Genomic DNA, 14,912 nt, shown 5'->3' with positions numbered 1-14,912 from the left:
AAAAAACGCATAGCACGATACATACTTGCATTTTGTCCTTACCCTTATGGCTGATAAGGTCTTTCTGTTTCGGGCTTTTTGGCCTGTGGCTACAACCAACACATCATCAAAAAAATTCGGGGATCGCTATGGCGCAACAAGTGGACGGGGCGGCCATGCCGCTTGATACAGAAAAGGTCGGGATAAAGGGATACCTGGCGTTTTTTCTCACCATTATTTTCTTTTCCGGCGTATTTTCCGGAAGCGAAGGCTGGTGGCGCGTTTTTGATTTTACCGTACTCAACGGGTCATTCGGTCATGTGACCGGTACGCAGACCTTTCGCGGCGCGGGCAGAACGGGCGCGAAAGATGGCTTCCTTTTTGCGCTGGAGCTGGCGCCGTCGGTTATCCTTTCTCTGGGTATCATCGCGATTACGGATGGGCTTGGCGGTCTGCGGGCGGCACAGCAATTGATGACGCCCATCCTGAAACCATTGCTTGGCATTCCCGGCATTTGCTCACTGGCGCTGATCGCCAACCTGCAAAATACCGACGCCGCGGCGGGTATGACTAAAGAGCTGGCGCAGGAAGGTGAAATCACCGAACGCGATAAAGTGATTTTTGCCGCCTGGCAGACCAGCGGCAGCGCTATTATCACCAACTATTTCTCCTCCGGCGTTGCGGTATTCGCCTTTCTGGGGACGTCAGTCATCATTCCGCTGGTGGTCATTCTGCTATTCAAATTTATCGGCGCAAACCTTTTGCGCGTCTGGATTAACATCGAAGAACGCCGTCACCCTGCGCAAGGAGCCCAATCATGACGACTCAGGTACGTAAGAATGTCATGGATATGTTTATCGATGGCGCACGCCGCGGTTTTACCATCGCCACGACCAACCTGTTACCCAATGTGGTCATGGCATTTGTCATTATTCAGGCGCTGAAAATTACCGGTCTGCTCGACTGGGTAGGCCATATCTGCCAGCCCGTGATGGCGTTGTGGGGGCTTCCCGGCGAAGCGGCTACGGTGCTTCTGGCTTCGCTGATGAGTATGGGCGGCGCCGTTGGCGTGGCGGCCAGTCTGGCTACCGCCGGCGCGCTAAGCGGCCACGATGTTACCGTACTACTGCCAGCCATTTACCTGATGGGAAACCCGGTACAGAATGTCGGCCGCTGTCTCGGTACTGCCGAAGTCAACGCCAAATATTACCCGCATATTATCGCAGTCTGCGCCATCAATGCGCTGCTGTCGATCTGGGTCATGCAGCTTATTGTTTAATAAGGAGTTATCATGCCTGATTTATCCGCCGCGGAGTTTACCTTATTACAGGGTGCGCACCTGTTTGCGCCAGAAGACCGGGGCATCTGCGATGTTCTACTCGCGAATGGCAAAATTATTGCCGTCGGCGCTGACATCCCCGGCGATATCGTACCGGACTGTGCGGTGATTAATCTTAGCGGTCGTATGCTGTGCCCGGGCTTTATCGACCAACACGTTCATCTGATCGGCGGCGGCGGCGAAGCGGGGCCGACGACGCGGACGCCGGAAGTCTCCCTGAGCCGCCTGACGGAAGCCGGGATAACAACGGTCGTCGGCCTGCTTGGCACCGACTCCGTCAGCCGTCATCCCGCGTCGCTGTTAGCCAAAACGCGAGCGCTAAATGAGGAGGGGATCACCGCCTGGATGCTCACGGGCGCTTATCACGTTCCGTCGCCGACCATTACTGGCTCGGTAGAAAAAGACGTCGCGCTGATCGACCGCGTCATTGGCGTGAAATGCGCAGTCTCCGACCACCGTTCCGCCGCGCCCAGCGGGAATCAACTCGCCAGCATGGCCGCTGAATCACGCGTTGGCGGCCTGCTGGGCGGCAAACCCGGTGTCAGCGTTTTTCATATGGGCAGCAGCAAAAAAGGGTTACAGCCGCTGTATGACATCCTGGAAAACAGCGACGTGCCAATCGGTAAACTGCTGCCTACCCACGTCAACCGTAGCGAATCGCTTTTCGAGCAGGCGCTGGCGTTTGCGCTTAAAGGCGGCGTAATCGACATGACCACCAGTATCCCGGATCCCGTCGCGCCGGCGGAGGGCATTGCCAGAGCGGTAAAAGCCGGCGTCCCGCTTTCCCGGGTGACGCTCAGTTCAGACGGCAACGGCAGCCAGCCGCTACTTGACGCTGCCGGAAATCTGACGGGCATCGGCGTCGCGGGCTTCGAAAGTTTGCTGGAGACGTTGCAGACGCTGGTTAACCACTACGGATTCAGCCTGACCGATGCTCTGCGTCCGCTGACGACCAGCGTAGCCGCCTTCCTCAGTCTGGACGGCAAAGGCGAAATCCGTCCCGGTAACGATGCGGATCTGCTTGTCTTTAGCGCAGATTTACGCATTGAGCAGGTGTATGCGCGCGGCAAACGCATGGTCAATGAGGGGAAAGCCTGCGTAAAAGGTACCTTTGAACCGGCGTAATTCCCGCTAGTTTCAGGCTGCCCCATCACGGCATTCTGAAAGAGGACGGGATAAGCGGTTGTCAGCCGCCCGAATGGACGTAGAATGCCCCTTCGGGCGACTGACAGGATAACGGTAAATGGATGTAACTGGAGCAGATTTGCACAATATTGAGACAAAATGGCTATATGATTTTCTGACGCTGGAAAAGTGCCGCAATTTCTCTCAGGCCGCCATTATCCGCAACGTATCGCAACCCGCTTTTAGCCGGCGGATTCGCGCCCTGGAACATGCCGTGGGCGTTGAACTGTTTAACCGCTAGGTCTCGCCGCTACAGCTTTCCGAACAGGGTAAAATCTTTCACTCTCAGGTTCGCCACCTGTTACAGCAGCTGGAAAGCAATCTGACCGAACTGCGCGGCGGCAGCGATTATACGCTGCGTAAAATCAAGATTGCCGCCGCCCACTCGCTCTCCCTCGGCCTGTTGCCGACCATCGTTAAGCAGATGCCGACGCAGTTTACCTACGCCGTTGAGGCGATAGATGTCGACCAGGCGGTGGATATGTTACGTGAGGGGCAAAGCGATTTTATCTTTTCCTATCACGATGAAAACCTGCAACAAGCGCCGTTTGATAATATCCGCCTGTTTGAGTCGAGACTGTTTCCGGTTTGCGCCAACAATGGCCGGGGCGAGCCGCGCTATACGCTTGAGCAGCCGCACTTTCCCCTGCTTAATTACAGTCAGAACTCCTATATGGGCCGGCTGATAAATCGTACTCTGACTCGCCATGCTGAACTGAGTTTCAGTACATTTTTCGTCTCTTCGATGAGTGAATTGTTAAAACAGGTTGCGATGGACGGCTGCGGAATCGCCTGGTTGCCCGAGTATGCTATCCGTCAGGAGATTACCGACGGACGCCTGATAGTGCTTGATGCCGACGAACTGGTTATTCCGATTCAGGCTTATGCTTATCGCATGAATACCCGCATGAGTCAGGTAGCCGAAACATTTTGGCGCGACCTGCGTGGGCTTCAGGCCGCGCTGTAAACACCTCAGGCGGTAAGGCGTTGTTCCCCGGTCAAAGAGGCGCGGGTGTCTGGCCAGGACTCATACCAACGAATCGCCGCGCGCACCAGCGACGCTGTGGAATCAATCATCGGGCACGCTATCGCGCGTTCATGTCCGGCCACAATAAGCGGAATTTCGGTACACCCCATAATAATTGCCTGAGCGCCACGGGCAATAAGGCTATCGATTTGCGGCAGCAGCAGCGCTTGCGCCACAGTTTTATCGCCACGTTTAAGCGTATAAATAGCCTGCATTACCAACGCCTGTCCCGCTTCTTCTGGCTGAATTAACGTCAGCCCCCGCGCCAGAGCTTTCTTTTGATATAACCCGGTCGCCAGCGTCGCATTGGTCGCCAGCAGACCAACGTGCCGCGCCGATGGCGGAATATCCCCCAAGGTGGCGTCCAGGATGCTGATCATTCGCGCTTTCGCGACGTTCTGTAAATCATCAAACCAATAATGCGCAGTGTTGCATGGGATAACGATACACTCCGCCCCGGCGTCTTCCAGCATATGCAGATAACGCTCCAGATAACGGTATGGCGAAGGCCCGCCGGATAACAGACATGCTGTACGATCGGGAATATCAGGGATAGAGCTGACAATGAGCGGGATGTGTTGTTGATCACAACTGGCATGTCGCAATTCAACAAATTTTTCCAACATATCCGCCGTTGCCGCAGGTCCCATCCCCCCCAGTATCCCAATGGTGTGTTTCATCGCTTTTCCCGCTTATTTACGTCAAGGTCAGAAACACACTATCAACTTGATGTGTATATAAAAAATGCCGTTTTATTAGCGGCTATGCGTAAAAATCATAACGGGTGTAAGGGCCATGCGTTATCGCCTTTTTAGGCAATCGATTGGTTACATGAGCGCTCATCGACCTTCGCAAGCCGCTAAATGCCATTTCGCTATACAGCATCGCCCACTGCGAGTCCGCAAGCTTGTTTTGTCCTCATCGCCACAGCGCCTGTCGGTGAAGAGGCCGCCGTGTTTTGCTTTTCGACGCTAATACGGGAATATCCCAGCGAATATGGCTATAAACCAAATCCACGGTCTCCGTGGCGCTGCCTTCGGCGTCGCCATGATTGCTCATGCGTGAAATTCGCACATTGGTGAGCGTATAAATAATAAATGGCAGCATTGCGCCCTTATCACGACGGCATAATGTCAGCACGCCTTCTTTCACCGTTTTCCCGTTACAATAGTGCTCATAGAGGCCTGGTGTAGCAAGATCGACTGGCTTTGTCAGCGTCAACCCTCCAATATATGTCCCTCTCGCTTCGCCGGACTCCCGTTTTGTCGGGTTGTGGTTGTAAGCAATAAGTTTTATTTGGTTTTCAAAACCTTTGATCCGGCTTTCGCCTTCAATACCGTCCAGTTTTAAATAGATGGCGTCCATCCCCCCTCCGTGATTATCATGCGGCAAAGCAGGCTGACAAGGACGGAACGCCAACAATGAAAGAACGTTCCATTTTCCAGCCATTTCGTTGGTGTCTCTGTATACCAGATTAAATACCGACAATCTGCTATAACTGGATTCTTGCTAAATACCTTCTGCCATCAACAATCCATTTTACAATAGCGCTACTGACCTGAAATCTATTACGCCAAACATTCAAGCATCGTTTCCTGAATAACCATAGCCGCAATAAGAACCATATCAAAAAAGAAATATCAATATCATTTCTTATTTTTATCCGAGAAATTACTTAATTCCACCGAATCGGAATATAGACAATTCTTATTCCTTTTCACATCAATGGGTTTTTTAGACTTTTGTCATATCGAAAACAACCATTCCAATAGAACATATTTACTATGTGAATATATTTAATGTTTTTATCGCGCGCAGTGTTATCACAGTAATAAATGATTTGCATCAAAAATGCGCCTTTCAGCGCCACGTATTTTTGGGCAGCAAATTATAAAATCGCGTTTCAAAGTCAGTGACATGTTATCTGTTCAGGCGATATGACTTTATGCCCGGACGATACGCCAGCCGCTTTACCCTTACGTTTAGTCGTGATACGTTAGATCACATGAACACGAAACGATCCAACGCTACGCAACGTCATCTCCGCTGGTGGCTGCCTTCCTGAAGGCGGCACGGATCACTATCCCTCTTTAAGTAGCCGCCGAAAGGCGGCTACTGCGTTTCGGGACGTCTTTCGGCTTTACAGTAAGCATAAAGGAGTCCTTAATGAACACCCTTCCTATCATTCTGACTGGCGATCGCCCCACCGGCTCGCTGCACCTCGGCCATTATGTCGGTTCACTGCGCCAGCGCGTCGCGCTACAGCAGGATCACCAACAGTATGTCCTGATTGCCGACCTGCAGGGACTCACCGATAACGGCAGTAATCCGCAAAAAATCCGCGATAATATTCCGCAAGTGTTAGCTGACTATCTGGCCGTCGGCATCGATCCCACGCTGACGACGATCTGCCTGCAATCCGCGTTACCCGCCCTCGCCGAATTAACGGTGCTGTATATGAATATTGTTACCGTCGCCCGAGTGGAGCGTAATCCTACGGTAAAAAATGAGATTGCCCAAAAAGGCTTTACCCGTTCCCTGCCGGTCGGGTTCATGGCGTATCCCATTAGCCAGGCGGCAGATATCACCGCCTTTAAGGCCGAAATGGTACCGGTTGGCGACGACCAATTGCCCATGATTGAGCAAACGAATGAGATCGTTCATAAGATGAATAGTCTTTTCTCCTCGCCGGTATTGCGACCCTGTCAGGCGCTCCTGAGCGATATGGGCCGTCTGCCAGGCATTGACGGCAGCGCCAAGATGTCGAAATCGCTCGGCAATACCCTGCTTCTTTCCGCCAGCGAAGAGACCATCCACCGTGCGGTCAGCGCGATGTACACCGATCCCAACCATTTAAAAATTAGCGATCCGGGAAAAATAGAAGGTAACGTCGTCTTTACGTGGCTGGATGCGCTCCATCCGGATAAAGCCAAAGTCGCGGCGATGAAAGCACATTATCAACAAGGCGGATTAGGCGACCGTGTCTGTAAAAATGAGCTGGAGACCTGCCTGCAAGAACTGATCGCGCCCATACGCGAACGACGGGCAACCTTTATTGCAGATAAGGGAATGCTAATGGAATTACTGAAAAAAGGTAGCGAGCGGGCGCATGAGGTCACTCAAAAGACGCTACAGGAAGTAAAACGTGGACTGGGCCTGCCCACGCTATTCCAGGTATAATCAGGCATCAACGTTGTCCAGCGGCCATGACTCAAACAGATAGCCATCAAAGTAGATGTCATCAACATTGGAAAACTCCAGCAGACGCTGCTTCACGTTTTCCAGGTGCTGCCACATCGCCAGCTTCGCTGCGCGGGCGTCTTTCTTAATTAACGCCGCGAGGATCTGCTTATGATCGACCAGCCACTCCTTACGGTAAAGCGTATCGCCCAGATGGCTATGAAGCTGGAGCCACATCGGATTATTTTCACGCCATTGCCAGGACTGACGGAAGAGCTCTACCAACATACTGTTATGGGTCGCTTCGGCAATGGCCAGATGAAACTGCATATCGCCGCTTTCTGAGCCGCCCGGCGCGCTGGAGGCGAGCTCTCGCTCTTCCAGTTGTAACGCCTGGCGCATTTTAATGATGTCCTCGCGGGTGGCCTGCAGAGCGGCAAATTCAGCGATATTGCTTTCCAGCAACTGACGCGCCTGTAACAGTTCAAACGGCCCGGCGTCATTACAGTGATTGACGTCAGCGCCTTCCATCTCGTTATTATCCGCGCTGTCGAGCACGTAGATCCCGGCGCCGCGGCGGACTTCAACCAGACCTTTAATTTCCAGCATGATCAGCGCTTCACGCACGACGGTACGCGTCACATTGAGCCTCTCAGCGATCTCTCTTTCCGGCGGCAAGCGCTCCCCGGGGCGGTACGGCGTCTGAACAATCAGATCCCGTATCATTGCGCCCACTTCCTGGTAAGGTCTTTGCTGAGAAGTGTTTGATTTCATATTGGTCGTGCCCGTCCGATGCGATTTCCCGGTATCAGACTATAGCATTTGTAAATAGGGATAGCACGCGTAGCACACCAAAAACGCGAAACTGGTCAACCAACAAAATAATAATGCGCCCCGTTTCGCTAGTGAGGCCAGATGAAAGGAAAGGCAATAGACAATACACGACTGATGTTCCACCTTTAGCCCTGATGCCTGAATATGAACAGCATATTGGTTTACCAATATAAAATTTATCAACCAAAAATCAGGCCATAAAATGTGTCTGTACATTGACAGGAACAATGCCTCTGACATAGCGTGATCGGCGAAAATCCAGCCGCTCTCTTTGTATCAAAAACGCGTTATGATAAAAGACACCGTGTTTTTCGCCCCAGGCGTATCCGGGGGAAGCAACGCCTCCAGTTTGTCGAGCCGCCATCGCCGGGCAGCGATTATTCTGCATGAAATTTATGGTATTAACGCTCATATCCAACGCGCAGGCCATGAATGGATGACGCGTGGATTCGACATCTATATTCCCGCGCTGTTTCCTCACCATACCCCCTTTCGCTATGAACAGCAGGAGGAGGCTTACCGTCACTTTTCAGCAAATGTCGGCTTTGATCCCGCCGTCGTTACCACATTACTCCACGATCTCAGAACGCAGTACGAGACGCTAATCGTCGTAGGGTATAGCGTCGGCGCAACGCTCGCATGGCTAAGTGCAGCCAGTGGGTTATGCGATGGCGTCATTTGCTATTACGGTTCCCGTATACGCCAGTACCTTCATCTTGCGCCTCTCTGTCCGACACTGGTTATTATCGCGCGTTATGAGCCGGCGTTTGATCCCCTCGCCATGCGACAGACGCTGGAAAAGCGACCCTGGGTGCGGTGTAAAATGTACGATGCGCGGCACGGGTTCTGTGATGCTGATAGCGCCACCTTCGATGCCGCCTTATCGCATCAGGTAATGGACGATGTGAGCGCATTTATTCGCGACATCACTCGTGCAAACACATCGCCCGATTGAAGCCATATTTTCAGCTTTAGTGGAGACTTTTTTCAACGAGCTGTTCCAGTTTTTTCAAAGCCTGTATGGCTGCGGCATCAAGACCATAACGTTGCAGCGTTTCAGCGGGATGATAACTGACTAACGTTCGCCCATCGGCTTGCTGGCTAATGAGCACCCGAAACGGTAAATCCAGTGCCAGTTCGGGATGCGCCAGCATGAGAGGCGTTCCGCCTTTAGGATTGCCAAAGACCAGAACCGTTGTCGGCGGCATTTTCAGGTTAACATTCTGTGCCGCTCTGGCATGATCAAATTCCCCAAATAACACCAGACCGTGATCGGCGACAGCGTGCATCAACCGCGCTCGGGTCTGCAAATAGTCATAAGCGCTGTAGGTTTTAACCATGGTTATCGCTCCATCCTCCGTTGCAAAGCCAAGCCTTATTAAGATTAACATCAGGGTTACCGCCAATAAAAAAGGCTTTAAAATAGTGCTCATTCTTCTCTCTCCCTGACCCAATACCCATGAGTAAATGCGACACAGATGATATGCAGTTTAAAAATCAGTCATCGTACTGTACCCCTTATTATTGCACTGAACAGCTCATCACTAAAAAAACAGACGGCAGAACAAAAAATTCCGACGTCTGAACAAATTTAAATAACGATGATCCAGTCTGACTGAGCGACAGCGCGATCATTATTATGGCGCGACACTGTCTTCTTCAGCCCGCTGGGTAAGAAAAAATATACTCCGCTCAGTAAGATAATAGATACTACAGGCCAACTCTTCAGAGATACGGAGCATCATTGCGTAGTGATGATGCGACTTTTCTGGCGCCATCGGCAGAAATATTTCTGACTCCAGCACGTCACTTAAAAAATGAAATTTATGTACATATTCAGCAGATATAACGCCTCTCGCCATCAGATTAGCCATTAGTGTATTTAAACTATCTTGTTCATGATATACGATACCTTTTCTCTCATGAATTCTGAGAAGAACGCTTCTGAAGGCTGCATGACATTCCCTTACGACACAGGCAAAATCATTAAGTATCAGGCGATTATACGCTTCCATAAGATCATATTCGACAAAGCCATACTCTCCAGGAGAGTACAAATAATAACATATGTTTTTAAGCCGTTTTATTCTGCGCAGCCTTACAATTCTACCATTTTCATAGCGATATTTTAAACTATGCTCATGAAATATATTGTTTAATTCACTAATCGCCTTATCCGGTTCTAACCCAAGCGTAACTTCATAGGTCCGAAGGTAAGTATCTATATAGTTAAAAGCAAGCTCAATGGTATCAATATGCTTTCTTTTATCATCTGTTTTTAATAACAGATTACTCATTTCATCCAGATATGACGTTGAATGCGCATATAAGGTGAATAAGCCATACTATTTGCGCAACGTTTTACATATTCTTCGATAAACTTCGTCAGAATGACTATTATGATAGCAGTATAATGTCATATCATAAAAAGAGGAGCAGTTTCCTAGCGTATTGATAATCAATAAGATTATTTGCTCGCGTATTTCTAACGGAATATCTTCATATAACAGATCGCTATGCCTTAGTGAGTATGGTCTAAAGGTGTGCATTCCTCCCCCTGTAACCGCAACAGAAAAAATTACGCTATGAATAGCGCCACATTACTCTAATTCAGTGGTTCAGGTATTAATATCAGTTCAACAGTGAGCCATTTTTTCTTATTTTTTAATGGTGTTGCGTGAATATTTATTTACTCTACAGATAATTGTAGCCCATCGCCCTTTGTCATTCTGCTGATCATCACTGGTGCGAAAATCTGGATTATCCATGGCATTCAGCCTTCACTGAATGCCACAGACAAGCGTTATTCAACTAAAGCTCACCTGTCCCTTAATCCTTCTTTCATTCCGTTGCGTCGTTGCCATACCAGCACACTTAAACGTAAGGTGAGCTTATTATTTTTATCGACGGGTCAGAACAATCCTTCGCCGGTCATACAGTGTTTCAACTGAGAGCTGCAAATCATATTTCGCATTCTTCAGTTTTCGCGATTTAAGCATTTTCATCGTGACGCCACTTATTTGCCCTGTTTCAATCCGTCTCTTGATTTCGGCTGTGCTTAACAGGAGTTGCTTCTTCAAAATCGACAGCAGGCTGCCCTGAAAAGAACGGGAAATCCTGACGCTAACACTGACCTGCTTGTGGGAGGCGATACTGACCAGCCACCGTTCCTGAATGTGAAAATCAGGCTGCCCCGATAATTCAGCATTGTTTCGCTTCAGGATCGCGTTGTCATAAGCAAAATATTGCACCGTGGCGGCATCATTCGCCATCAGTCGGCCATAAAGATCGCGGTTAATTTTGCTGACTGGCAGGCGCGAGAACAGGGAGATATTCCAGGTGTAATCGCAGTGTGTGCATTTATAGATACTCCAGACATCGAGTACCTTCTTTTGCGAATTAACCCGAAATGCCCCAGAAGGCGTGAAGTCCCGTTTTACGCTGCATGAAGGGCAACGTTTCGCTATGCGCTGATACCCCACAGGAGTGACAGTCCATATGACTTTCATAACGTACCTTTTTTAACCCATACAAAACCGGATCCGAACTCAGCGGACCATAAATGTTTATGTATGAAAAATATTTAAGTGATATTTTTCAGTGGGTTAAAAAAAGATTTCCAACGCAACAACCCTGTCAATGGCTAAAAAGATACGCCGAGATTATCAAAGCGGCCATTATCGGGTATATGAATTTAATCAATATTCATTATGGTAGCGGCGGGATCTATTCAACTGACTTACTAAACGCATGATCCTCCCTTTGAGATCACACTTTTCACTCCCGGTTATTCACTTACAGAAATCAGGTGTTATCATTCACGACGTAAATACCTTTCAACTCAACCCGAGGCTTTGATGCTGGAGAATGTCATCATCTGATAATCAGTTCCCCGACCTTTTCAGGCCGGACTGATTATCAATGTGCCGAAATCGAATGCGGACACCGCAGTGTGTTTGCACGTTTTGCCTATGATGATTAAACAGGTTCTTCAGTATGAATTTATCCCGTCAGGAACAACGTACCTTACACGTTCTCGCCAAAGGCGGACGCATTACGCACATCCGCGATGCGTCAGGCCGCGTCACCGCCGTTGAGTGCTATAGCCGCGAAGGGCTGTTGCTCGCCGATTGCACGCTCGCTGTATTCAAAAAACTCAAAACCAAAAAGCTGATCAAATCCGTTAACGGTCAGCCCTACCGCATTAATACAACCGGGCTGAACAACGTTCGCGCCCAGCCTGATAATCGCTAAGGAGATGATGATGGATATCAGCGCCGTTATTTTTGCAACGCATCGCATTCGGCTATTACCCGATGAAGGCAAAATCCCCTGGGACGAGCCAGCCTTCAGCCAACGCATGCTGGAAAATCATCTGTCACAGGACCACGACTGGGCCAGCCGCCGGCTAACCGTGATTGAGCAACAGGTAACATGGATTACCCGTCAGTTACCCGCTGGCGCCCGCATTCTGGATCTCGGCTGTGGACCCGGTTTTTATACCCGCCTGTTAGCGGAGCGTGGGTTTCACTGCACAGGCGTAGATTTCTCTCCGGCATCCATCACATGGGCTCGCCAGCAGGCGCAAGCCGCAAACCTGAATATTGACTACATTCAGCAAGATATTCGTACATACCACCCCACGGAACCTTTCGATTTCATTATGATGACGTTTGGGGAACTGAATGTCTTTAGCGCTGCGGATGCGCAAAACCTCATCAGTCATTGCGCGCAGTGGTTGAAACCGGACGGCAAACTGCTTGTTGAAGTGCATACCTTCGATGAAGTTAAACGCCAGGGCATGGCGCAACCATGCTGGCAGCGTTGTCCGCACGGCCTGTTTCTTGCCGAGCCTCATCTGCTGTTAACGGAAAATGCCTGGGATGAAGAGGCCCAAACCAGCTCAACGCAGTTCTGGGCGATAGCGGAAAACGGCTGTACCACCCGTTTCGGCAGTCAAATGAAGGCCTGGCGCGATGATGAATATATCAGCCTGCTTGGTGATGCTGGCTTCACTGTGTTGCAGCGCCCGGACAGTCACACCTGGCCGGTCGGCGAGACTTTTGCAGGCAAGCTGTTTGCGCTACTGGCTGAAAAAGCCCCTCCCGCTGAGGGAATCACCCTCAGTAAAAGGAATAACCCAATGGATATCCCACGTATTTTTACCATTAGCGAAAGCGAACACCGTATCCATAATCCGTTTACAGCGGAAAAGTACGCCACACTGGGCCATGCGTTACGCATGAAGCCAGGCACGCGGATTCTTGATCTCGGTAGCGGTTCGGGTGAGATGCTCTGCACCTGGGCTCGCGATTACGGTGTTACAGGTACTGGCATTGACATAAGCCCGCTCTTCACCACACAGGCAAAACAACGTGCAGAAGAGCTCGGCGTCAGTGAATACGTACATTTTATTCATAACGACGCGGCCGGTTATATCGACGAGGAAAAATATGACGTGGCGGCCTGCGTAGGCGCGACCTGGATTGCGGGCGGTGTCGCGGGGACAATAGATCTGCTGGCCAAAAGCCTCAAACCTGGCGGGATCATTCTCATCGGTGAACCGTACTGGCGTTAGATCCCCGCAACGGAAGAGATCGCCCACGCCTGTGGCGTCTCATCCGTCGCCGATTTTCGCCCCTTGCCCGAGCTGGTCGCCTTTTTCGACCAACTCGGCTATGACGTAGTGGAAATGGTGCTGGCGGACCCGCAAGGCTGGGACAGATATGAAGCCGCGAAGTGGATGACCATGCGTCGCTGGCTGGAGGAAAACCCTGACGATGAGTTTGCGCAGGAGGTTCGAACAGAACTGACGGTAGCCCCCAAACGTCACGTCACCTGGACGCGAGAATACTTTGGCTGGGGCGTATTTGCGTTAATCGCGCGATAACGTGAAGCAGGAGGTATAGCCTACAAGAGGTATACCTCCATTTAAAAGTATGCAACAAATTAACGCGGCTCAAGGCGGGAATATATCGTCTTAGAGACTATCCCACCAGGCGTTATTGGCGCAGCCAGTTTGGACACGGACAGCGCGCAAAAACCGGAGCGTACACGTAGTACGTGAGGATTTTGAGCACTGCCCAGGTCCAAAATGGCAAGTAAAATAGCCCTAATGGGATAGGCTCTTAATTTCGCCATTAAGTTTCTGCCACAATATGTCGCAAAACGTGCAAGCGTTCCACCTCACCTGATGAACGAAACCACCATCAATAAGACGTTATTGCTGCGATTCAATTATTAAGAATAAAAAAAGAACCAGAAGAAAATTAAAAAATGACTTACCCACCATATTAGCTATTGTTAAAATCAAAGTAATCCTCCGTAAAAGCTGGAACTTTTTATTTCTCATAGACGAGAATTTATATATTATGATATAATACGGCAGAAAAACATGCAGGTTATTAACCTGCCATTAATGTAAATAATTCTTTGAGGAGATGTTTCCAGTGGGACGTAAATGGGCAAATATTGTTGCTAAAAAAACGGCTAAAGACGGTGCAACGTCTAAAGTATATGCAAAATTTGGTGTAGAAATCTATGCTGCGGCTAAACAAGGTGAACCAGACCCGGAATCAAACTCAGCTTTAAAATTCGCTATTGAACGTGCGAAACAAGCACAGGTTCCAAAACATGTTATTGATAAAGCTATTGATAAAGCCAAAGGTGGCGGAGATGAAACGTTCGTGCAAGGGCGTTATGAAGGCTTTGGACCCAATGGTTCAATGGTTATCGCTGAAACGTTGACGTCTAATGTTAACCGTACGATTGCTAATATCCGCACAATTTTCAATAAAAAAGGCGGGAATATCGGAGCGGCAGGTGCTGTCAGCTATATGTTTGACAATACTGGAGTGATTGTATTTAAAGGAACAGACCCTGACCATATTTTCGAAATTTTGCTTGATGCTGAAGTTGATGTTCGTGATGTAACCGAAGAAGAAGGAAACATCGTTATTTATACTGAAGCTACAGACCTGCACAAAGGAATTGCAGCGCTAAAAGCAGCTGGAATTACTGAATTTTCAACAACAGAATTAGAAATGATTGTTCAATCAGAAGTTGAACTTTCACCAGAAGATTTAGAAATCTTTGAAGGACTTGTTGATGCCCTTGAAGATGATGATGATGTGCAAAAAGTATATCATAACGTTGCAAACCTCTAATTATAAATTAAACAAATCTGTCATAGAGACAGATTTGTTTAATTTATAAAGCTGTTATAAAAAAGTCTATCTGGCCAGATATATAGATCTTTAAATTTACGTGTCTTATCACGACCTGATCTGACACATAGCTTTGAAAGATTGAGAGTTACCGGTTTTGATATAGTGTCGAATCCTTATATAAAACATGAGGTAATTTTCA

General features: G+C 49.2%; 12 protein-coding genes and 3 pseudogenes. 9 read left to right on the top strand and 6 right to left on the bottom strand.

Annotated elements, in window-relative coordinates:
- Positions 1 to 128: 128 nt before the first annotated feature.
- From ACQ29O_RS03755 to hypT, 4 genes and pseudogenes are all read left to right on the top strand, one after another.
- Positions 129 to 800 (top strand): nucleoside recognition domain-containing protein, encoded by a 672-nt coding sequence (locus ACQ29O_RS03755; RefSeq protein WP_020937322.1) that lies wholly within the window; start codon positions 129 to 131, stop codon positions 798 to 800.
- Complete coding sequence (locus ACQ29O_RS03750; RefSeq protein WP_000211979.1) at positions 797 to 1,258, top strand: YjiG family protein; 462 nt, start codon at positions 797 to 799, stop codon at positions 1,256 to 1,258. The genes ACQ29O_RS03755 and ACQ29O_RS03750 overlap by 4 nt, the downstream gene beginning before the upstream one ends.
- Positions 1,259 to 1,270: 12 nt before the next feature.
- Positions 1,271 to 2,443 (top strand): beta-aspartyl-peptidase, encoded by a 1,173-nt coding sequence (gene iadA, locus ACQ29O_RS03745; protein WP_001113060.1) that lies wholly within the window; start codon positions 1,271 to 1,273, stop codon positions 2,441 to 2,443.
- Between the two features lie 118 nt (positions 2,444 to 2,561).
- Positions 2,562 to 3,470 (top strand): annotated as a pseudogene (gene hypT / locus ACQ29O_RS03740) (hypochlorite stress DNA-binding transcriptional regulator HypT).
- Positions 3,471 to 3,475: 5 nt separating this feature from the next.
- Here the strand turns inward: hypT and ACQ29O_RS03735 are convergent.
- Positions 3,476 to 4,210: an aspartate/glutamate racemase family protein gene (locus tag ACQ29O_RS03735; protein WP_000683252.1), complete on the bottom strand. Its 735-nt coding sequence runs from the start codon at positions 4,208 to 4,210 to the stop codon at positions 3,476 to 3,478.
- Positions 4,211 to 4,448: 238 nt separating this feature from the next.
- Entirely contained in the window at positions 4,449 to 4,979 is a 531-nt protein-coding gene (locus tag ACQ29O_RS03730) for an Hcp family type VI secretion system effector (protein WP_198902306.1), read from the bottom strand.
- Between the two features lie 717 nt (positions 4,980 to 5,696).
- On the opposite strand from ACQ29O_RS03730, the gene trpS reads away from it, so the two are divergent.
- Complete coding sequence (gene trpS, locus ACQ29O_RS03725; RefSeq protein WP_001094621.1) at positions 5,697 to 6,710, top strand: tryptophan--tRNA ligase; 1,014 nt, start codon at positions 5,697 to 5,699, stop codon at positions 6,708 to 6,710.
- On the opposite strand, the gene uxuR is transcribed toward trpS, so the two are convergent.
- Complete coding sequence (uxuR, locus tag ACQ29O_RS03720; RefSeq protein ID WP_000841654.1) at positions 6,711 to 7,484, bottom strand: Uxu operon transcriptional regulator; 774 nt, start codon at positions 7,482 to 7,484, stop codon at positions 6,711 to 6,713. It lies immediately after the preceding gene.
- 349 nt (positions 7,485 to 7,833) lie between these two features.
- Between uxuR and ACQ29O_RS03715 the strand changes: the two genes are divergently transcribed.
- Positions 7,834 to 8,499, top strand: coding sequence for a dienelactone hydrolase family protein (locus ACQ29O_RS03715; RefSeq protein WP_001576579.1), 666 nt, complete (start codon positions 7,834 to 7,836; stop codon positions 8,497 to 8,499).
- 16 nt (positions 8,500 to 8,515) lie between these two features.
- Here ACQ29O_RS03715 and ACQ29O_RS03710 read toward each other — a convergent pair whose 3' ends face one another.
- From ACQ29O_RS03710 to ACQ29O_RS03700, 3 genes and pseudogenes are all read right to left on the bottom strand, one after another.
- Complete coding sequence (locus ACQ29O_RS03710) at positions 8,516 to 8,977, bottom strand: DUF302 domain-containing protein (RefSeq protein ID WP_001676975.1); 462 nt, start codon at positions 8,975 to 8,977, stop codon at positions 8,516 to 8,518.
- Between the two features lie 204 nt (positions 8,978 to 9,181).
- Positions 9,182 to 10,093: pseudogene (locus ACQ29O_RS03705) on the bottom strand (STM4504/CBY_0614 family protein).
- Positions 10,094 to 10,444: 351 nt separating this feature from the next.
- A complete protein-coding gene (locus ACQ29O_RS03700; RefSeq protein ID WP_000864863.1) occupies positions 10,445 to 11,053 on the bottom strand; it encodes a DUF1062 domain-containing protein in 609 nt (202 codons plus the stop codon).
- Between the two features lie 487 nt (positions 11,054 to 11,540).
- On the opposite strand from ACQ29O_RS03700, the gene ACQ29O_RS03695 reads away from it, so the two are divergent.
- The 3 genes and pseudogenes from ACQ29O_RS03695 (at position 11,541) to ACQ29O_RS03685 (ending at position 14,710) form a co-directional block, all read left to right on the top strand.
- Complete coding sequence (locus ACQ29O_RS03695; RefSeq protein WP_001054380.1) at positions 11,541 to 11,798, top strand: YjhX family toxin; 258 nt, start codon at positions 11,541 to 11,543, stop codon at positions 11,796 to 11,798.
- Positions 11,799 to 11,802: 4 nt separating this feature from the next.
- Positions 11,803 to 13,434, top strand: a pseudogene (locus tag ACQ29O_RS03690) (methyltransferase domain-containing protein).
- Between the two features lie 559 nt (positions 13,435 to 13,993).
- On the top strand, positions 13,994 to 14,710 hold the full coding sequence (locus ACQ29O_RS03685; RefSeq protein ID WP_253336214.1) for a YebC/PmpR family DNA-binding transcriptional regulator: 717 nt from the start codon (positions 13,994 to 13,996) through the stop codon (positions 14,708 to 14,710).
- The last annotated feature ends 202 nt before the right edge of the window (positions 14,711 to 14,912 follow it).

Source organism: Salmonella sp. GDC200615 (genome assembly GCF_050574145.1).
GTDB classification, from domain to species: Bacteria; Pseudomonadota; Gammaproteobacteria; order Enterobacterales; family Enterobacteriaceae; genus Salmonella; species Salmonella enterica.
This window is presented reverse-complemented; position numbering and strand designations above follow the sequence as displayed.

What these genes read in the sequence shown, in the direction of transcription:
- ACQ29O_RS03755 (WP_020937322.1), top strand. Translation starts at nt 129, where the DNA reads ATGGCGCAACAAGTGGACGGGGCGGCCATGCCGCTTGATACAGAAAAG.
- ACQ29O_RS03750 (WP_000211979.1), top strand. Translation starts at nt 797, where the DNA reads ATGACGACTCAGGTACGTAAGAATGTCATGGATATGTTTATCGATGGC.
- iadA (WP_001113060.1), top strand. Translation starts at nt 1,271, where the DNA reads ATGCCTGATTTATCCGCCGCGGAGTTTACCTTATTACAGGGTGCGCAC.
- ACQ29O_RS03735 (WP_000683252.1), bottom strand. Translation starts at nt 4,210, where the DNA reads ATGAAACACACCATTGGGATACTGGGGGGGATGGGACCTGCGGCAACG.
- ACQ29O_RS03730 (WP_198902306.1), bottom strand. Translation starts at nt 4,979, where the DNA reads ATGGCTGGAAAATGGAACGTTCTTTCATTGTTGGCGTTCCGTCCTTGT.
- trpS (WP_001094621.1), top strand. Translation starts at nt 5,697, where the DNA reads ATGAACACCCTTCCTATCATTCTGACTGGCGATCGCCCCACCGGCTCG.
- uxuR (WP_000841654.1), bottom strand. Translation starts at nt 7,484, where the DNA reads ATGAAATCAAACACTTCTCAGCAAAGACCTTACCAGGAAGTGGGCGCA.
- ACQ29O_RS03715 (WP_001576579.1), top strand. Translation starts at nt 7,834, where the DNA reads ATGATAAAAGACACCGTGTTTTTCGCCCCAGGCGTATCCGGGGGAAGC.
- ACQ29O_RS03710 (WP_001676975.1), bottom strand. Translation starts at nt 8,977, where the DNA reads ATGAGCACTATTTTAAAGCCTTTTTTATTGGCGGTAACCCTGATGTTA.
- ACQ29O_RS03700 (WP_000864863.1), bottom strand. Translation starts at nt 11,053, where the DNA reads ATGAAAGTCATATGGACTGTCACTCCTGTGGGGTATCAGCGCATAGCG.
- ACQ29O_RS03695 (WP_001054380.1), top strand. Translation starts at nt 11,541, where the DNA reads ATGAATTTATCCCGTCAGGAACAACGTACCTTACACGTTCTCGCCAAA.